The organism is Actinomycetospora sp. NBC_00405, from assembly GCF_036044095.1.
Classification (GTDB): domain Bacteria; phylum Actinomycetota; class Actinomycetes; order Mycobacteriales; family Pseudonocardiaceae; genus Actinomycetospora; species Actinomycetospora callitridis.
This window is the reverse complement of the sequence record NZ_CP107938.1, coordinates 2,096,114-2,113,535: the sequence shown is the minus strand read 5'-3', so window position 1 is coordinate 2,113,535 and position 17,422 is coordinate 2,096,114. Positions and strand designations below refer to the sequence as shown.

At 76.2% G+C, this 17,422-nt stretch carries 17 protein-coding genes; 14 read left to right on the top strand and 3 right to left on the bottom strand.

All coding sequences use genetic code 11. The annotated features are described in order from the left end of the window. Positions 1 to 67: 67 nt before the first annotated feature. The 6 genes from OG774_RS10435 to OG774_RS10410 all read left to right on the top strand — a co-directional run bounded on the left by OG774_RS10435 (position 68) and on the right by OG774_RS10410 (position 6,506). Entirely contained in the window at positions 68 to 922 is an 855-nt protein-coding gene (locus tag OG774_RS10435; RefSeq protein ID WP_328309156.1) for a S1 family peptidase, read from the top strand. A gap of 265 nt (positions 923 to 1,187) precedes the next feature. Then, the gene (locus tag OG774_RS10430; protein ID WP_328310890.1) at positions 1,188 to 3,224 is read left to right on the top strand and encodes a VWA domain-containing protein; all 2,037 of its coding nucleotides are present in this window, start codon (positions 1,188 to 1,190) and stop codon (positions 3,222 to 3,224) included. Positions 3,225 to 3,279: 55 nt separating this feature from the next. Then, positions 3,280 to 3,894 carry a cob(I)yrinic acid a,c-diamide adenosyltransferase gene (gene cobO / locus OG774_RS10425; protein WP_328309154.1) on the top strand — a complete coding sequence of 205 codons (615 nt, stop codon included), beginning with the start codon at positions 3,280 to 3,282 and terminating at the stop codon, positions 3,892 to 3,894. Positions 3,895 to 3,898: 4 nt separating this feature from the next. Further along, positions 3,899 to 5,299 carry a cobyrinate a,c-diamide synthase gene (locus tag OG774_RS10420; RefSeq protein ID WP_328309152.1) on the top strand — a complete coding sequence of 467 codons (1,401 nt, stop codon included), beginning with the start codon at positions 3,899 to 3,901 and terminating at the stop codon, positions 5,297 to 5,299. Further along, entirely contained in the window at positions 5,296 to 6,153 is an 858-nt protein-coding gene (locus OG774_RS10415; RefSeq protein ID WP_328309150.1) for an alpha/beta fold hydrolase, read from the top strand. Before OG774_RS10420 ends, OG774_RS10415 begins: the two co-directional genes overlap by 4 nt. A gap of 2 nt (positions 6,154 to 6,155) precedes the next feature. Further along, positions 6,156 to 6,506, top strand: coding sequence for a cobalamin biosynthesis protein (locus OG774_RS10410; protein WP_328309148.1), 351 nt, complete (start codon positions 6,156 to 6,158; stop codon positions 6,504 to 6,506). Here OG774_RS10410 and OG774_RS10405 read toward each other — a convergent pair. Then, complete coding sequence (locus OG774_RS10405) at positions 6,484 to 7,095, bottom strand: LysR substrate-binding domain-containing protein (RefSeq protein WP_328310888.1); 612 nt, start codon at positions 7,093 to 7,095, stop codon at positions 6,484 to 6,486. The two genes, OG774_RS10410 and OG774_RS10405, sit on opposite strands and share 23 nt — an antisense overlap. A 29-nt stretch (positions 7,096 to 7,124) precedes the next feature. Here OG774_RS10405 and OG774_RS10400 point away from each other — a divergent pair, with 29 nt between their 5' ends. From OG774_RS10400 to OG774_RS10375, 6 genes are all read left to right on the top strand, one after another. Beyond that, a complete protein-coding gene (locus OG774_RS10400; protein WP_328311224.1) occupies positions 7,125 to 7,253 on the top strand; it encodes a hypothetical protein in 129 nt (42 codons plus the stop codon). Next, positions 7,250 to 7,420, top strand: a complete 171-nt coding sequence (locus tag OG774_RS10395; RefSeq protein ID WP_328309146.1) for a hypothetical protein — start codon at positions 7,250 to 7,252, stop codon at positions 7,418 to 7,420. Before OG774_RS10400 ends, OG774_RS10395 begins: the two co-directional genes overlap by 4 nt. Before the next feature lie 70 nt (positions 7,421 to 7,490). Then, positions 7,491 to 7,988, top strand: coding sequence for a LapA family protein (locus OG774_RS10390; RefSeq protein ID WP_328309144.1), 498 nt, complete (start codon positions 7,491 to 7,493; stop codon positions 7,986 to 7,988). Then, positions 7,985 to 9,064 carry a cysteine--tRNA ligase gene (locus tag OG774_RS10385; protein WP_328309142.1) on the top strand — a complete coding sequence of 360 codons (1,080 nt, stop codon included), beginning with the start codon at positions 7,985 to 7,987 and terminating at the stop codon, positions 9,062 to 9,064. The genes OG774_RS10390 and OG774_RS10385 overlap by 4 nt, the downstream gene beginning before the upstream one ends. Before the next feature lie 138 nt (positions 9,065 to 9,202). After that, on the top strand, positions 9,203 to 10,651 hold the full coding sequence (locus OG774_RS10380; protein ID WP_328309140.1) for a hypothetical protein: 1,449 nt from the start codon (positions 9,203 to 9,205) through the stop codon (positions 10,649 to 10,651). 486 nt (positions 10,652 to 11,137) lie between these two features. Further along, the gene (locus tag OG774_RS10375; protein ID WP_328309139.1) at positions 11,138 to 12,883 is read left to right on the top strand and encodes a proline--tRNA ligase; all 1,746 of its coding nucleotides are present in this window, start codon (positions 11,138 to 11,140) and stop codon (positions 12,881 to 12,883) included. On the opposite strand, the gene OG774_RS10370 is transcribed toward OG774_RS10375, so the two are convergent. After that, positions 12,884 to 14,794, bottom strand: coding sequence for an MFS transporter (locus tag OG774_RS10370; protein ID WP_328309138.1), 1,911 nt, complete (start codon positions 14,792 to 14,794; stop codon positions 12,884 to 12,886). A 54-nt stretch (positions 14,795 to 14,848) separates the two neighbouring features. Here OG774_RS10370 and OG774_RS10365 point away from each other — a divergent pair, with 54 nt between their 5' ends. Beyond that, positions 14,849 to 16,036: an ROK family transcriptional regulator gene (locus tag OG774_RS10365; RefSeq protein ID WP_328309137.1), complete on the top strand. Its 1,188-nt coding sequence runs from the start codon at positions 14,849 to 14,851 to the stop codon at positions 16,034 to 16,036. Between the two features lie 6 nt (positions 16,037 to 16,042). On the opposite strand, the gene OG774_RS10360 is transcribed toward OG774_RS10365, so the two are convergent. Next, on the bottom strand, positions 16,043 to 16,453 hold the full coding sequence (locus OG774_RS10360) for a secondary thiamine-phosphate synthase enzyme YjbQ (protein WP_328309135.1): 411 nt from the start codon (positions 16,451 to 16,453) through the stop codon (positions 16,043 to 16,045). Positions 16,454 to 16,535: 82 nt separating this feature from the next. On the opposite strand from OG774_RS10360, the gene OG774_RS10355 reads away from it, so the two are divergent. Continuing rightward, on the top strand, positions 16,536 to 17,318 hold the full coding sequence (locus tag OG774_RS10355; RefSeq protein WP_328309133.1) for an SDR family NAD(P)-dependent oxidoreductase: 783 nt from the start codon (positions 16,536 to 16,538) through the stop codon (positions 17,316 to 17,318). The last annotated feature ends 104 nt before the right edge of the window (positions 17,319 to 17,422 follow it).

Genomic DNA, 17,422 nt, shown 5'->3' with positions numbered 1-17,422 from the left:
CCCCACCGCTGCGCCGAACGGCCCCCGGTAGAGCGCCGAACGGACGTGAGCGGGAGGGGCAGTACGGATGTCGAACGGCGTGCGCGACGGGATCACCACAGTCGGGAGGATCCTCGTGCTCGCCGGGACGGCCCTGCTCATCGTCCTCGCCGGGGCGGCGGGCGCATGGGCCTCCGAGGGGACGACCCCCGGCGGGGACGATTCCGGGGACGGCGGCTCGGGCGTGGTCGTCGACGCCGGCGTCCGGGTCGTGGGCGGCGCGCGCACGACCACCGACGAGCACCCGTGGGCGGTGTTCCTCACCGACGGCGCGGGGTTCCAGTTCTGCGGGGGCACGCTCGTCGCCCCCACCAAGGTCCTCACCGCCGCGCACTGCATGGCCACCACGACGCCGAAGGAGGTCATGGTGGTCGCGGGGCGCGACGACAAGCAGTCGACCACCGGCGACACCTCGGCGGTCACCTCGGCGTGGGTCAGCCCCGAGTTCGAGGGCGTCGGCAAGGGCGCCGACCTCGCGGTCCTGACGCTCGCCACCCCCAGCACCCGCACGCCGCTACCGCTCGCCGGGCCGGGCGACGAGGCGCTCTACCAGGACGGGCGCGCCGCGCAGATCTACGGCTGGGGTGCGACCTCGGAGAGCGCCACGCCCTCGCGCTACCTCCTGACGGCGACGGTGCCGGTGCGCGGCGACGACTACTGCCGCGCCGGCGACCGGACCTTCGACGCCCGCCGGCTCACCTGCGCCGGCTTCGACCAGGGCGGCGTCGACTCGTGCCAGGGCGACTCGGGCGGCCCGCTCGTCGCCGCCGGCAAGCTCATCGGGGTCACGTCCTTCGGCGACGGCTGTGCCCGCGCCGGGCGCCCCGGCTACTACGTGCGCGTCGCGGCCCTGCGTGACGCGCTGCGTTCCCAGCTCACGTGAGCGGAACTCACGGCGATAGCCGTGAATTCCGCTCACGGGGGAGAGACGACGGACCGGCGGGCAGGCCGGTCCGGCGAGACGGAGACGGGACCCGGACCACAGCCCCCGGTCCGGGTCCCGCTCCGCGGAGTCGCAATCATCTCAGCGATCGCTCAGATGTTGTGGGTTAGGGTCCCTCGAACCTCGACACCCGATCCGTGAGGACACCCCCTTGGGCTTCCCGTTCTCGGCCGTCGTCGGCCACGAGGACCTGCGTCTCGCCCTGATGCTCACCGCGGTCGACCCGGGGATCGGCGGCGTCCTGGTGCGTGGGGAGAAGGGCACCGCGAAGACGACGATCGTGCGCGCGCTGGCCACGCTGCTGCCGCCGGTCGAGGTCGTTGCGGGGGACCGGTTCTCGGTCGACGTCGACGCCGGGGAGCAGAGCCCCGACGGCCCGTTCCCGTCGGACGCCCCGCGCGAGCGCCGGGGCGTGCGCCTCGTGGAGCTCCCGGTCGGCGCCTCGGAGGACCGCGTCACCGGGTCGCTCGACCTCGAGGAGGTGCTCGCCCACGGGCGGACCTCCGTGCGCCCTGGCCTGCTCGCCGCCGCGCACCGCGGGGTGCTCTACGTCGACGAGGTCAACCTGCTCCACGACCACCTCGTCGACCTCCTGCTGGACGCCGCCGCCACCGGGCGCGCGCACGTCGAGCGTGACGGCGTCTCGCTGACCCACCCGGCGGCGTTCCTGCTGGTCGGCACCATGAACCCGGAGGAGGGCGAGCTGCGTCCGCAGCTGCTCGACCGCTTCGGGCTCACCGTGCGGGTCGCCGCGTCCCGGGACGTCGCGGAGCGCACCGAGGTCGTGCGCCGGCGCCTCGCCCACGACGCCGACCCCGACGCCTTCGCCGCACGCTTCGCCAGCGACGAGGACGCCCTGCGGGCCCGGCTCGTCGAGGCCCGCGGGCGGCTCGCGTCGGTCGCCCTGCCCGACGCCGAGCTCGTACGGATCTCCGCGCTGTGCGCCGAGGTGGAGGTCGACGGCATGCGCGCCGACGTCGTCCTCGCCCGCACCGCCGTCGCCCACGCCGCGTGGCGCGGGTCGGACGCCGTCGACGCCTCCGACGTGCGCGTCGCCGCCCGCCTGGCCCTGCCGCACCGGCGTCGTCGCGACCCGTTCGACGAGCCGCACCTCGGCGAGGACGAGCTCGACGAGGCGATGCAGAAGGCGGACGAGGCGGCGGACGAGAGCGAGCCGCCTCCCGAGGGCGGTTCCTCCGACGACCCCGGGTCCGACGACGGCGGCGCCGACAACTCGGGCCCCGACGACCCCGGCCCCGACGATCCCGGCCCCGACGGCGGGGGTCCGGGGGGCGGTCCGGGTGGCGGGGCGCCGCCACCCTCGTCGTCCTCCCCATCGGCCCCGCCGCCGTCGTCCGGGAACGGGACCGGGTCCGAGCCGCCTCCGGGCGCCGGGCGCGACGAGCCCGAGCCCGCCGGCGTCCCGGTCGGCGCGCCGGCGTCGACGAGGCTGCGAGCGCGCCGGTTCGAGGTGCGCGGCACGGGCGAGGGCGCGCCGGGGCGGCGCTCGCGGGCGCGGGGCAAGCAGGGTCGCGTGGTGCGCGCGGTGCCCGACGCCGGCGACGACACGACGCTGCACGTGCCCGCCACGATGCTGGCGGCGGCCGGGCGGGGCGCCGCCGCTGTCGCGCGGACCGACCTGCGCCACGCCGTGCGCGAGGGCCGCGAGGGCAATCTCGTGCTCTTCTGCGTCGACGCCTCGGGATCCATGGCGGCGCGCAAGCGGATGAGCGCGGTGACCGGGGCCGTCGCCGCCCTCCTGCGCGACGCCTACCAGCGCCGGGACCGGGTCGGCGTGGTGACGTTCCGGGGGAGCGCCGCCGCGATCGCCCTGCCGCCGACCACGTCGGTGCACGCCGCGCACGCCCGCCTGCACGACCTGCGCACCGGCGGGCGCACGCCGCTCGCCGAGGGGCTGCGCACCGCGCGGGCGGTCCTGCGCACCGAGCGGACCCGGGACGCCCGGCGCCGCGGGCTGCTGGTGGTGCTCACCGACGGGCGCGCGACGGCGTCCGGCGGGCTCGACGCCGCGCTGGAGGCCGCCCGGGGTCTGGCGCGCGACGCCGGGGCCGGCGGGCGGGGCGCGAGCGTGAGCACGGTCGTCGTCGACTGCGAGTCGGGGCCGGTGCGCCTGGGGCTCGCCGGGCGCCTCGCCCGCGTCGCCGGTGGCACCGTCGTCACCCTGGACGAGCTGACCGGCGAGTCCGTCGCCGGTGTCGTGGAGCAGTTCCGAGCCTCGTGAGCGAAGTTCCCGGCTATAGCCGTGAACATCACTCACATACGGAAGGAGGGCAGCCGTGCCGCAGGGGGTCCCGAGCACCGTCCCCGCCGACGGGCTGACGACGCGCCAGCGCCGGCGTCGTCCGCTGCTGCTCGTGCACACCGGGGTGAACAAGGGGAAGTCGACGGCGGCCTTCGGGCTCGCGCTGCGCCAGTGGACGGCCGGGTCGTCGATCGCGGTGTTCCAGTTCGTGAAGTCCGCGAAGTGGCGGGTGGGCGAGGAGACCGCGCTGCGCGCCCTCGGCGACGTGCACCGCGACACCGGGCAGGGCGGGCCCGTCGAGTGGCACAAGATGGGCGAGGGCTGGTCGTGGTCGCGCAAGCCGGGCACCGAAGACGACCACGCCGAGGCCGCGCGGGAGGGCTGGGCGGAGATCCGGCGCCGGCTCGAGGCGGGCGCCCACGACTTCTACGTGCTCGACGAGTTCACCTACCCGCTGAAGTGGGGCTGGATCGACGTCGACGAGGTGGTCGAGGTGTTCACACACCGGCCGGGCTACCAGCACATCGTCGTCACCGGGCGCGACGCGCCGCCGGCGCTGACCGAGGCCGCGGACCTCGTCACCGAGATGACCAAGATCAAGCACCCGATGGACGCCGGTCAGAAGGGGCAGAAGGGGATCGAGTGGTGAGCCCATGACGACGGTTCTGCCGCCCCGGGTCGTCGTCGCGGCGCCCTCGTCCGGCAGCGGCAAGACCACCGTCGCCACCGGTCTGCTCGGTGCCCTCGCCGCCCGCGGCACGGCCGTGGCCCCGGCGAAGGTCGGCCCCGACTACGTCGACCCCGGCTACCACGCCCTCGCGGCCGGGCGCCCCGGCCGCAACCTGGACGGGGTGCTCGTCGACCCCGCGACGCTGCCCGGGCTCCTGGCGCACGGGGCGCGCGGCGCGGAGCTGGCGGTGGTCGAGGGCGTCATGGGGCTCTTCGACGGCCGGATCGCCGCCGACCCGGACGCCGACGGCTCGACCGCCCACGTCGCCCGGCTGCTCGAGGCGCCCGTGGTGCTGGTGGTCGACGCGCGCGGCCAGTCCCGCTCGGTCGCCGCGCTGCTCGCGGGGTTCCGGGACTTCGACCCGCGGCTGCGCCTCGGCGGCGTGATCCTCAACCGGGTCGGGTCGAACCGCCACGAGGAGGTCCTGCGCGCCGCGTGCGCCGAGGTCGGGCTCCCGGTGCTCGGGGTGCTGCCGCGCCGGGCGGAGCTGGCGGTGCCGTCGCGGCACCTCGGTCTGGTGACGGCCGCCGAGCACGGGGGCGCGGCGCGCGCGGCGGTCGACGCGATGGCCGCGCTGGTCGCCGGGCACGTGGACCTCGACGCCGTCGTGGCCCTCGCGCGCTCGGCGCCCGCGACGCCGACGACGCCGTGGGACCCGATGGTCGGCGAGCGCGTCCCCGGCGCGCCGGTGGTCGCCGTGGCCGGCGGGGCCGCCTTCACGTTCGGCTACCCCGAGCACGCCGAGATGCTGGCGGCCGGGGGCGCCGACGTCGTCACCGTCGACCCCGCGCGCGACGAGGCGCTGCCGCCCGGGACGGCCGGCCTCGTGCTGCCCGGCGGCTTCCCCGAGGAGCACGCCGAGGCCCTGAGCGCCAACGCCCCGCTGCGCGCGGCGATCCGGGCGTTCGCGGCGTCCGGGGCCCCGGTGCACGCCGAGTGCGGCGGGCTGCTCTACCTCGCCCGCTCGCTGGACGGCGCGCCGATGTGCGGGGTGCTCGACGCCGACGCCGCGATGGGTCCGCGCCTGTCCCTGGGCTACCGCACCGCCACCGCCTGCGCGGACTCCCCGCTCGCCGCCGCCGGCGAGACGGTGACCGGGCACGAGTTCCACCGCACCGTCGCCACCCCGCGCGCCGGCGCGTCCGCGGCGTGGCGCTGGGACGGCGCCGAGCCCGAGGGCTTCGTGACCGGCGGCGTCCACGCCTCCTACCTGCACACCCACCCGGTCAGCCGTCCGGGTGGCGTCGCGCGATGGCTGCGCCACGTGAGTGATAAGGGTCGTCCCGACGACCCGGATCACTCACGTGGCCGGAGGCCCTCATGACCGTCACCGTCGACGGGCGCACCGTCGCCCTCGCCGAGCACGGCGACCCCGACGGCGCCCCGGTGTTCCTCTTCCACGGCACCCCCGACAGTCGCCTGGGCAAGGAGTTCACCGACGCCCCGGCGCGTGAGCGCGGGCTGCGCGTCCTGTGCCCCGACCGCGGCGGGATCGGCGGCTCCGACCCCGTCCCGGGACGGACGATCACGGGCTACGCGGACGAGGTGCTCGCGCTGGCCGACGTGCTCGGCATCAACCGGTTCGCAACGATCGGCTACTCCGCCGGCGGACCCTTCGCGCTGTCCTGCGCGGCCGGGTGCGGCCCGCGCGTCACCGGGACCGCGCTCATGGCCGGCGCCGGCCCGATCGACGACCGCCCCGGGGCCCGCGAGGGCCTCGCGAAGTCCGACATCGACCTCCTCGACATGATCGAGCACCATCCGGCCCGAGCCGCGATGACCCTGCGGTTCCAGCGCCTGGCCGCGAGGCTCGCTCCGGGCGTGGCCACCAAGCAGCTCCGCGACGAGCTCGCCGCGCCCGACCGCGACTTCCTCGCCCGGCACGGCGCCGGCGGCGTCATGGCCTCCTTCCTCGACGCGCTGCGCCAGGGTCCGGCGGGCGTGATCGAGGAGTACCGGCTGTGGGCGGGCCCGTGGCACCTCGACTGGTCCGCCGTCCTGACGCCGGTCGAGATCTTCCAGGGCGAGGAGGACGCGTGGGTCCCGATGGACCACGCCGAGGACATCGCGTCCCGCCTGCCGGCCGGCATCGGCCGCCTCCACCGCCTGCCAAACACCGGTCACCTGTCGATCCAGGACCACGTCGTCGAGGTCCTCGACGCGCTGGTGACCCCGTAGGCGTGCTCGTCCTCGGGGTCGGTGTCGAGCCCGGCACGCCGCCGGAGCACCTGCTCGACGCGGTGCGCGCCCTGGGGCTCGTCGAGGACGTCGCCGTCGTCGCGACCATCGAGACCCGCGCGGGCGAGCCCGCGGTCACGACGCTCGCGGCGGGCCGGAGCCTGCGCACCTACCCGGCCTCGGTCCTCGACACCGTCGACGTCCCGCACCCCTCGCCGGTCGTGCGCCGGCTGACGGGCACCGGGAGCGTCGCCGAGGCCGCCGCCCTGTTGGCCGCCCGCGAGCGGGGCGGGGGCGAGCTCGTCGTCGCCAAGCAGCGCGGCCGGGGCGTCACGGTGGCGGTGGCGCGCTGAGGCCCAGCGCGCCCCCGTCGACCAGCTCCCGCACGACGTCGACCAGCGCGAGCACCGCGGTGTCGCTGGTGTCGGCGCGCCAGACGAGGCGGTGCTCGACGAGCAACGGGGGACCGGCGAGGGGACGGGACACGGCCCCCGTCCCCGCGACCCCGGCGGCGGCGCGCTCGGTGGTGAGGCCGATGGCGGTGCGGGCGAGGACCAGGGGGAGGAGCCGGTCGAGTCGGACGGCGTGCTGGCGGGCGACGGTGACGCGGGTCCCGCGTGCGGTGAGCTCGCGGACGTAGTGGTCGTGCACCCACGGGTTGGTGGCGCGCGGGACGAGGGCCAGCGGGCGCCCGGAGAGCGCGACCGGGTCGACGGCGTCCTCGGCGGCCAGCGGGTCGCCGGCCGCGACCACGACGACCAGCCGTTCGCGGGCGGTACAGAGGGAGGTCAGCTCCCCGGTCAGCTCGGGCTGCCACGTGTGCCCGACGTCGAGGCGCCGCGCGGCGAGCGCGCGCAGCTGCTCGCGCGTGCCCATCGGCACCGGCACGGGGCGCACCGGCGGGTCCCGCCGCGCGAGGCGCGGCGCGGCGAGCTCGAACAGCCGCGTGCGTCGTCCTCCCCGAGCCCGGCATGATCCGCACGACGTTCTTCGACGCCGCGGGGCAGGCCGCCGAGCACCCGGCCTACGAGCACCGGCACGGCCCGCGGGTCGCCGTCGAGGACATGATCGGCGACCAGGCCCGCACCGTCGCGGCATGATCCGGGCCGCCGACGCGCCCCTCGCGTCGACCGGCGTGCCGCGGCGCGTGCTGCTCGGGTCCGACGCCCAGGCGCTGCTCAGCGCGTCGCTGCGCCGTCGTCTGGACGAGGCCGAGGCGCAGGTGGCCTCGGCGGCGGAGGCCGACGTGGTGCCGGCCGCCTGCTGAGGTGGGCGGGCGGCGTGACGCGGCCGACCGGGTCTGACGCGGGCGCGCGTCACGGGGGAGGATGACGACCATGAGCGAGCAGCCCCGGTACGGCGCGCCGTCGCCCGCCGACGGGCCCACCACCCCCGGCACGGGCGCCATCTCGCGGGCTGAGGTGGCCGGCTCGGGCCCCGTCGACCCGACCCCGGCTGGTCCGACCTCGGCTGGTCCGACCTCGGCTGGTCCGACCTCGGCCGACCGGACCCCGCCGTCGGAGCCCCTCACCATCCCGGACGGCGCCGCCGCCGCGCGGCCGCGCGTGCAGACGAGCCCCGGACGCACGCGGGTCGGCGGGGCCTGGATCGGCCTGATCCTCGGCGCCGTCGTCCTGGTGTTCCTGCTCGTGTTCATCCTCCAGAACCTCGATCCCGCCCGCGTGGCGTTCCTGGGGTTCGAGGCCACCCTGCCGCTGGGGATCTGGCTGCTCTTCGCCGCGATCGCCGGGGTGCTGCTGCTCGCGATCCCCGGTCTCGGGCGCATGGTGCAGTGGCGTCGCGCGGCCAAGCGCACGGGAAGGGTCCGCTCATGACGCTCCGCCTCGCCGGGGCACCGCTGCCGCTCGTCGGCCGCGCCCGCGCCTACGTCTGCGGCATCACCCCGTACGACACGACCCACCTGGGGCACGCGGCCACGTTCGTCTGGGCCGACGTCGCCTCGCGGGTGCTGCGTCGCACCGGGGTCGAGCTCGTCACCTGCCGCAACGTCACCGACGTCGACGACGTCCTCGACGCCGCCGCCGAGCGGGCGGGCGCGCGGTTCGACAGCTTCGCCGCCGTCGGCCAGTTCCGCTTCGACCGCGACATGTCCGCTCTCGGGGTTCGGCCGCCGACCCACGAGCCGCGCGCGCACAACCACGTCGACGGGGTCGTCGCCCTCGCCGCCGCGCTGCTCGAGCGCGGTGCGGCCTACGAGCGCGACGGTGCCGTGCTGTTCCGTGCCGGGCAGGTGCCCGCGCCCGAGATCCCCGCCGACCCGGACGAGACCTCGAGCGAGGCGCCCTGGCCGGGTGCCGACGACCCCGCCGACGCGCTGGTCTGGCGCCCCGCGTCGCCGGGCGAGGCGGCCTGGCCCAGCCCCTGGGGCGACGGACGGCCCGGCTGGCACGCGGAGTGCGCGGCGATGGCGCTGACGATGCTCGGGCCGGCCGTCGACCTCCACATCGGCGGCGCCGACCTGCGCCACCCCCACCACACCCACCAGGCGGCGATGGTCGAGGCCGTCACCGCCGTCCGGCCCTTCGCCCGCGCGCACCTGCACGTCGGGACGGTGCGTGTCGACGGGCAGAAGATGGCGAAGTCGGCCGGGAACCTCCTGCTCGTCGGCGAGCTGCTCGAGACCCACCCCGCCGCGGCCGTGCGCCTGCTGCTGCTCGACCGGCCGTGGGCGAGCGCCTGGGACATCGAGCCGGGGGCGCTCGACGCCGCCGCGGCGCGCCTCGAGCGGCTCTACGCCGCGGCCGCACGGCACGGTCGGGGCGTCGCGGCGGCGGACGCCGTGATGGAGCGCCTGCTCGACGACCTCGACGTGCCCGGCGCGCTCGCGGTGGCCGAGGACGAGGGCGGGGAGGCCGCCCGCGCGGCGCTCGCGGTGCTCGGCCTGGCCTGATCGGCCCAGCGTGTCCCGGCGAACACCTCCCGCGTGTCCGGGCGCGGCGCGCCGTCTCCGACCGGGTGTCCACCTAACGTGGGCCCGCGTGCCGGTGGAGGCCTCGTGAGGCCCCGGCGGCGGAGGGGAGGTGGTCTCGTGGCCGTGGGCACCCGATGGTGGCGCCGTGTCGAGTCCGAGGACGGCACCGACGTCTGGGGTGGACCGGACGACGTGACCGTCGCCCCGTCCCCTCGCGACGCGATCGAGGACCGCGACGACGAGCGCGAGGCGGCGGATGCGGCTGAGCGGGAGGCGCGGGAGACCGAGGCGCGCGAGACCGCGGAGCGCGAGACCGCGGAGCGCGAGGCGCGCGACCAGGCCGAACGCGAGGCACGTGAGCAGGCCGAACGGGAAGCCCGCGAGACGGCGGAGCGCGAGGCGCGCGAGACGGCCGAACGCGAGGCACGTGAGCAGGCCGAACGGGAAGCCCGCGAGACGGCGGAGCGCGAGGCGCGCGAGACGGCCGAGCGCGAAGCCCGTGAGAAGGCCGCGCGCGAGGCGCGCGAGAAGGCCGCGCGCGAAGCGCGCGAGAAGGCCGAACGCGAGGCCCGTGAGAAGGCCGAACGCGAGGCCCGTGAGAAGGCCGAGCGGGAGGCCCGCGAGCGGGCCGAGCGTGACCGCCGGGAGCGCGAGCGGAAAGAGCGCGAGGAGAGCGAGGCCCAGGACCTCGTGTCGACGCTCCCGGGCGCGGAGACGGTGCCGCCACCACTGGCGCGGGACGCGGCGGCCCGCGAGGCCGCGGCGCGCGCGGCGTCGAAGGCGAACCGGAAGCGTCGCCGCCGGCGGGTGCTCGCGATCTTCCTGATCGCGGGCCTCGCGGTGGCGGCTGTGTGGATCATCCCGCGGCTCATCGCCCTGGTGCTCGCGCTCGTCAGTGCGCTGGGGGTCGGGCCGGCGCCGGAGCCTCCGCCGATCATCGCGGCGGCGCCGGTGGCCGCGGTCGCCGGCCCACCTGCCGAGCTCCCCCGGGGCGGGTCGACGATCCTGCCCGCGCAGCGGGTCGTCGCTCTGCGCGAGGCCCCGGGCAGCGGCCCGAGCGAGGCGAGCGCCGATCGTCTCGACACCGTCGCCGTCCCGTTCGGCACCAGCGACCGCGATGTCCTGCCGGCCCTGGAGCTGCCGGTGCGCGACGTCGCCGACGCCCCGGCGGCGTGGCAGCGGCTCGCGCTCACCCGGGCCCACCGCCAGCTCCTGGTGCTCGCCGTGCCCACCGGACCGATCGCCGTGCGCGGCGCCCTCGAGCCCTGGGAGCGCCTGCTGCGCGAGCCCGACGTCGGCCTCGCCCTCGACTCCCCGCCGCTCGCGCCCGAGGAGCTCGGTGTCGTCACCGGTTGGCTCGCCGACGTCGTGCGCACCGGCAACCTGCCGCAGAAGCTCGTCGTCGTCCCGGGCACCGCGACCGGCGCGCCGTCCGAGCTCGCCGTCGTCGCCATCGACGGGACGCAGGCGTCCGCGCCGCGCGGGGTGATCCTCCCGCTCGGCGGCCCGTCGCCCATGGAGCTGCTGGCCGCCGACCCGGCCCCGGACGTCATCCTCTACCGCTGACCACACCCGAGATCGCCGCAGGTGCTCCCGCGAACCGATGACGCCGGAGCACCCGGAGCGATCAGCGCCACGCTGGCCGGACGCTTCGGAAACCGAAGCGTCGTCCGGGAGGGAGTCGCCGCCGGGCCCACCCCAGAGCCCGAGCACGGCGTCGCGACAGCACGACGCTTCGACAACCGAAGCGTCGTCCGGGAGGAGGCGCGACTCCCGAGCTCACGTCCGCCAGGTCGTCGACCGACGAACGCGGTCCCACAGGACATCCACCTCGCCGGACTCGAGCGTCGCCGGCAGCAGCGCGAGCCGCTCGGGCAGGGCGGATGCCGTTCGCCCCGCACGGTGAGCACGTCCGCCCCTCGCCGACGGTGATCTCGTAGTGAGGGTCGTCGGCGATCAGCGCGCGGGCGGCCTCGTGGTCCACGCCGTGATCGTCCCGCGACCATCAGCGCCGGGCGCAACCCTCTTCCCGCCCGTCGTTACGCTCGGTCCATGGCACGAGGCGTCACACGAATGTCGGGTCTGTTCCTGCACACGCTGCGCGAGGACCCGGCGGACGCCGAGGTGATCAGCCACAAGCTGCTCGTGCGCGCCGGGTACGTCCGTCGTGTCGCGCCGGGCATCTACTCGTGGTTGCCGCTGGGCATGAAGGTGCTGGCCCGGGTCGAGGCGATCATCCGCGAGGAGATGGACGGGATCGGCGGCCAGGAGGTGCACTTCCCGGCGCTGCTGCCGAAGGAGCCCTACGAGGCCACCGGACGTTGGACCGAGTACGGCGACGCGCTCTTCCGCCTCAAGGACCGCAAGAAGGCCGACTACCTCCTCGGCCCCACGCACGAGGAGATGTTCACCCTGATGGTCAAGGGGGAGACGAGCTCCTACCGCGACTTCCCGGTGATCCTCTACCAGGTCCAGACCAAGTACCGCGACGAGGAGCGCCCGCGCGCGGGCATCCTGCGCGGGCGCGAGTTCACGATGAAGGACTCGTACTCGTTCGACCTCTCCGACGAGGCCCTGCAGGCGTCCTACGACGCCCACCGCGAGGCCTACCAGCGGATCTTCGCGCGGCTCGGGCTCGAGGTGCAGATCGTCTCGGCGATGTCGGGCGCCATGGGCGGATCGGCGTCCGAGGAGTTCCTCGCGCCCTGCGCGTCGGGCGAGGACACCTACGTGCGCGCGCCCGCCACGGGCTACGCCGCGAACGTCGAGGCCGTGACGACCCCGGCCCCGCCGGAGCGGTCGACCGAGGACAAGCCCGAGGCGGTCGTGTACGACACCCCGGACACGCCGACGATCGACACGCTGGTCGCCCACGTCAACGGCCTGGAGCTGGGGCGGACCTTCACCGCCGCCGACACCCTCAAGAACGTCATGGTCAAGACGCGCCTGCCCGGGTCAACGGAGTGGACGCTCCTCGGGGTCGGCGTCCCCGGCGATCGCGAGGTGGACATGAAGCGCCTCGAGGCGTCGGTGTCGCCCGCGGAGGTCGCGCTGCTCGAGGACGCGGACTTCGCCGCGAACCCCTTCCTCACCAAGGGCTACATCGGGCCGGTCGGGCTCGCGAAGAACGGCGTGCGCTACCTCGTCGACCCCCGGATCGTCACCGGCACCGCGTGGGTCACGGGTGCCGACGAGCCCGGGCGCCACGTCGTCGACCTCGTCGCCGGCCGCGACTTCACCCCCGACGGCACGATCGAGGCCGCCGAGGTGCGCGAGGGGGACCCCTCGCCCGACGGCGGCGGCCCGCTCGTCGCAGCCCGTGGCATCGAGATGGGCCACATCTTCCAGCTCGGCCGCAAGTACGCCGAGGCGCTCGGGCTGTCCGTGCAGGGCGCGGACGGCAAGCCGACCACGATCACCATGGGCTCCTACGGCGTCGGCGTGACCCGCGCGGTCGCGGCGATCACCGAGCAGCACGCCGACGACAAGGGCCTGGTGTGGCCCGCGGAGGTCGCGCCGTACGCCGTGCACCTCGTCATCGCCGGCAAGGACCCGGCCCAGGCCGAGGCGGCCGACCGGATCGCGACGGAGCTCGCCGACGCGGGACTCGAGGTGCTGCTCGACGACCGCAAGGCCTCGCCGGGCGTGAAGTTCGCCGACGCCGAGCTGCTCGGGATGCCGACCACCCTGACCGTCGGGCGGGGTCTGGCGAACGGGGTCGTCGAGGTCACCGACCGGGCCTCGGGCGTGCGCCGCGAGGTCCCGGTCGACGACGTCGTCGGGGAACTGACCCGCTGATCAGGCCGGCGACGGGGCGGCCGCACGCCGCTCCAGCCCCACGGAGATCGCAAGCACGCCGAGACCGATCAGCGGCAGCACCGCGCCCACCGCGGCCGGGGCGTCGTAGCCCAGGCCCGCCGCGAGCACGACGCCGCCCAGCGCCGCGCCCACCGCGTTGGCGACGTTGAACGCCGAGTGGAAGCTCGCGGCCGCCAGTGACGGACCCTCGGCGGCGAAGTCGATGAGCCGCCCCATGAGGGCCGGTCCGGCCGACATCCCGACGAAGCCCAGCGCGAAGAGCCCGATCGTCGCGGTGACCGCGTTGTGCGCGGCCATCGTGAAGGCCACCAGCACGGCCGCGTAAGCGACGAGGGCGATCGCGATCGTCGCCCGCGGGGCCTTCTCGGCGAAGCGGCCGCCGGCGATGTTGCCGATCGTCATGCCGACGCCGAGGGCGCCGAGCAGCAGCGGGATGGTCGTCGCCGCGACACCGGCCTGGTTGGTCAGGATCGGGCTGATGTAGCTGTACACCGCGAACAGGCCGCCGAAGCCGGCGGCGATGACGCCGAGCGTCAGCCAGACCTGGGGCCTGCGCAGGGCGGTGAGCTCGCCGCCCAGGCTGCCGCCGTGGTCGTCGGCCGGGCTCGGCACGAGGGTGACGACGGCGAGCACGGTGATCAGGGCGACGACCGTGACGGCGACGTACGCGCTGCGCCAGCCGAACATCTCGCCCAGCCACGTCGCGGCGGGCACGCCGATGATGTTCGCGATGGTCAGCCCGAGCATCACGGTCGCGAGCGCCCGGGCGCGCTTCTCCGGGGGCACGAGGGCCGACCCGAGCACGGCGGCGGCGCCGAAGTAGGCACCGTGCGGCAGCCCGGAGAGGAAGCGCAGACCCACGAAGGGCAGGAACGACGGCGCGATCGCCGACAGGGCGTTGAAGACGACGAGGGCGACCGCCAGCACGACCACCATCTGCTTGCGCGGCCAGCGGGCCCCGATGAGCGTGATGAGCGGGGCGCCGACGACGACGCCGAGCGCGTAGGCGCTGATGGCGATGCCGGCGGTGGGCACCGAGACCCCGAGGTCGGACGCGAAGCCGGGCAGCACGCCCATGCTGGCGAACTCGGTGGTGCCGATCGCGAGCCCGCCCAGCGCGAGCGCCGCCAGGCTGACGCCGGCGGGGACGCGGGAGAGGCGCGTGGGGCGCTCCTCCTCCGGGACGATCGTGGGCGTCTCGGTGGCGGTGGGCGGGGTCACGGTCACCTCCCGGGGGATCAGGGGCAGGACGTCGTGGAGGGTGGCGACGGCCAGGTCGGCGGGCTCGCCGCGCAGGCCGGCGACGGTCGCGCCGGCGGCACGGCCGGCCTCGACGCCGACGGCGGAGTCCTCGACGACGAGGCATTCCGTGATATCGACGCCCAGGAAGTCGGCGGCACGGAGGTAGCCCTCGGGGTCCGGCTTGCCCTGGGTCACCATGTCGCGGGGGACGAGCACCGGGAACCGGAGTCCGGCGGCGTCGAGCCGAGCCCGGGCGAGCCGGGTGTCGGCGCTGGTCACGACCGCCCAGGGCATGAACGTGGCCTCGAGACGGTCGATCAGCTCGTGCGCGCCGGGGGCGGCGACGACGTCGGCGAGGTCGACGTACTCGTGCTCGAGGTGGTCGCGGGTGGCCGCGGCGACCCGGGCCTCGTCGAGGTCGGGGCGGACCCGACGGACCGTGCTCTCGGCGGGGTGACCGGTCATGACGTCGAGCACCCCGGCCGGGTCGGCGCCCCAACGGCGCGCCCAGGAGCGCCAGGAGCGCTCGACGGCGGCGTCCGAGTCGACCAGGGTGCCGTCCATGTCCAGCAGCACGGCCGCGAAGGTCTCGGCGGTCCCGCCTGCCCCGTCTGCCGGCCGGTCGAGCACCGCAGGCTGCAGCGTCACGGCGGTTCCTTCCTGCACGTTGAATATTCTCGTTGTCCGAGCATAATCGTCACCATGAGCGCGTCAACGGAGACCGGACGTGAGCCGAGTCGCGCCCGTGTGGACCGGTGGCGCACGAAGGCGGAGGTGCTCGCCGAGGTCCGGCGCTCGCCGGGCCTGACCCGCGTCGAGCTCGCGCGCCGCCTCTCGCTGTCCAGCGCGTCGGTCACCGAGACCGTGGGACGCCTGCGGGAGGCCGGCTGGATCACCGAGTGCCGCGCCCCGGTCCAGGGCCGCGGGCGTCCCACCACCTGTCTCGACGCCTGCCCCGACGGCCCGCGCGTGGTCGCGGTGGACGTGCGCCACGAGGACTGGCGGGTGGGCCTCGCGGGCCTCGACGGCGAGGTCACCGACGTCGTCGGCGCCCGCCACGGCCGCGACGCCTCGGCCGTCGCGGACACCCTGCGGGCCGCCGTCGCCGAGGTCGCCCGGGGACACCGCGTCGTGGCGGTCGGCCTCGCCGCCCCCGCGCCCGTGTCCGACGACGGCCTCGTGCGGGCCACCGAGCTGGCCTGGGACGCCGTCGACCTCGGCTCGGTCACCGCCGCGCTGGGCCCCGACCCGGTGCCGCTGCAGGTCGGCAACGACGCGACGTTCGCCGGGGTGGCCGAGGCCCGCACCGGCGCGGCGGCGGGCGCGGGCACGGCGCTCTACCTCACCGTCGAGGTCGGGCTCGGCGGGGCGCTGCTGCTCGACGGCCGTCCGCACCTGGGGGCGCACGGCGCGGCGGGGGAGTACGGCCACCTCCCCTTCGGCGACCCGGCGCGCCCCTGCCCGTGCGGGGCGACGGGGTGCTGGGGCCCGGAGGTCGACGGCCGGGCGCTCGCCCGCCGCCTGGGTGCGCCGGCGCCGGAGGACCCCCGCTCCTACGCCGAGGCGGTGCTCGCGCGGGCCGCGGACGGCGAGGAGGACGCGGTGCTCGCCGTCGGCGCCGTCGCCGCGCGCCTGGCCCGGGGCGTGGCCGGCCTGGTGCACGTCCACGACCCCGACGTCGTCGTGCTCGGCGGGCTGGCGCGCGGCCTGCGCGCGTCACCGGCGTTCGACGACGCCTACGAGCGCGCGCTCATGGCCTTCCGGCGCGCCGACCCGGTGCCCGTGCTCGACGCGGTGCACGGCGACGACGGGGCCCTGCGCGGCGCCGCGGCACTGGCGCTCGACCACGCCACGAGCCCCGAGGGGCTCGCCGAGATCTGCGGGGACTGAGCCCCCTCAGCCCGCCAGCAGGCTCAGACGGACCTTGCGGGTGGGGTTGTCGGTGTTGGTGTCGACGAGGCACACCGACTGCCACGTGCCCAGGGTCAGCGCGCCGCCGAGCACCGGCACGGACATCGAGGGCGCGACCAGGGCGGGCAGCACGTGGTCGCGGCCGTGGCCGGGTGAGCCGTGGCGGTGCGACCAGCGGTCGTCGGCGGGCAGCAGCTCCCGGAGCTGGGTCAGGAGGTCGCCGTCGCTGCCCGCGCCGGTCTCGATGATCGCCACGCCGGCCGTCGCGTGGGGGACGAAGACGTGCAGCAGACCGTCGGGCGACCCGGCCCCCTCGACGAACCTGCGGCACTCGCCGGTGATGTCGCGGACGGTCTCCCGCTCGCCGGTCCGGACCTCGATCTCCTCGCTGTACACCCGGGCGAGGGTAGGGGCCTCCGGGCGCGCGTGCGGAGGGGCCAGAATGCCCGCCGTGCACCCCGATTCCGGACAAGGACGAGTGGCCGTCGCGGTCGTGACCGGCGCGGGCCGCGGGATCGGGGCGGGGATCGCCGCGGCGCTCTCGGCGCGCGGTCACCACCTCGTCGTCACCGACGTGGACGCGGCCGCGGCGCAGGCGACCGCCGAGGCCCTCGACGGCCCGGCGACGGCGATGCCCCTCGACGTCCGCGACGCCTCGGCCCACCGCGCCGTGGCGCTCGCGGCGGCGGGGCTGGGCGACGTCACGGTCTGGGTGAACAACGCCGGCGTGCTGTCGACCGCCCCGGCCTGGGAGGCGACCGACGACGAGGTCACCTCGACGTTCGAGGTCAACACCCTCGGCACGGTGCACGGCTCGCGCGCGGCGGTGGACGTCATGCGCCGCGGCGACATCCTCAACATCGTCTCGCTCTCCGGGCTCGGGCCGACGCCGGGCTTCGCCACCTACGGCGCGAGCAAGGCCGCGGCGCTGAGCTACACGCAGGCCCTCGACATCGAGCTCGCCTCGGCGCGCCGACCGGTCCGGGTGCGGGCGCTGTGTCCCGACGTCGTCGACACCTCTCTGGTCAGCAAGGTCGCGCACCGGCCGAGCTCGGCGCTGCTGTTCACCGGCACCCGCCTGCTGTCGGTCGACGAGGTCGTCGACGCGGCGATGGGCATGCTCGGGGGCCGGCGGGCGTTGCGTACCGTTCCCGCCTGGCGCGCTGCCCTGCAGCGTTCCTCGGCGGCGTTGCCGGGGATGGCGCGCGTCGCTGTCCCGTTCGTGGCTCGGCTGGGAGAGCGGCGCCGTCTGTCGCGTTGACGGCCGTTCGTCTCAGTGAGCGACGCGCCGACCTAGGGGTCGTGATCGGAACGTGACCCTCTCGGCTACGTTGAGCACGGTCCATGTCCCCCGAACGTGGAGGA

What these genes read in the sequence shown, in the direction of transcription:
- OG774_RS10435 (WP_328309156.1), top strand. Translation starts at nt 68, where the DNA reads ATGTCGAACGGCGTGCGCGACGGGATCACCACAGTCGGGAGGATCCTC.
- OG774_RS10420 (WP_328309152.1), top strand. Translation starts at nt 3,899, where the DNA reads ATGACGACGGTTCTGCCGCCCCGGGTCGTCGTCGCGGCGCCCTCGTCC.
- OG774_RS10385 (WP_328309142.1), top strand. Translation starts at nt 7,985, where the DNA reads ATGACGCTCCGCCTCGCCGGGGCACCGCTGCCGCTCGTCGGCCGCGCC.
- OG774_RS10375 (WP_328309139.1), top strand. Translation starts at nt 11,138, where the DNA reads ATGGCACGAGGCGTCACACGAATGTCGGGTCTGTTCCTGCACACGCTG.
- OG774_RS10390 (WP_328309144.1), top strand. Translation starts at nt 7,491, where the DNA reads ATGAGCGAGCAGCCCCGGTACGGCGCGCCGTCGCCCGCCGACGGGCCC.
- OG774_RS10415 (WP_328309150.1), top strand. Translation starts at nt 5,296, where the DNA reads ATGACCGTCACCGTCGACGGGCGCACCGTCGCCCTCGCCGAGCACGGC.
- OG774_RS10400 (WP_328311224.1), top strand. Translation starts at nt 7,125, where the DNA reads ATGATCCGCACGACGTTCTTCGACGCCGCGGGGCAGGCCGCCGAGCAC.
- OG774_RS10430 (WP_328310890.1), top strand. Translation starts at nt 1,188, where the DNA reads ATGCTCACCGCGGTCGACCCGGGGATCGGCGGCGTCCTGGTGCGTGGG.
- OG774_RS10395 (WP_328309146.1), top strand. Translation starts at nt 7,250, where the DNA reads ATGATCCGGGCCGCCGACGCGCCCCTCGCGTCGACCGGCGTGCCGCGG.
- OG774_RS10365 (WP_328309137.1), top strand. Translation starts at nt 14,849, where the DNA reads ATGAGCGCGTCAACGGAGACCGGACGTGAGCCGAGTCGCGCCCGTGTG.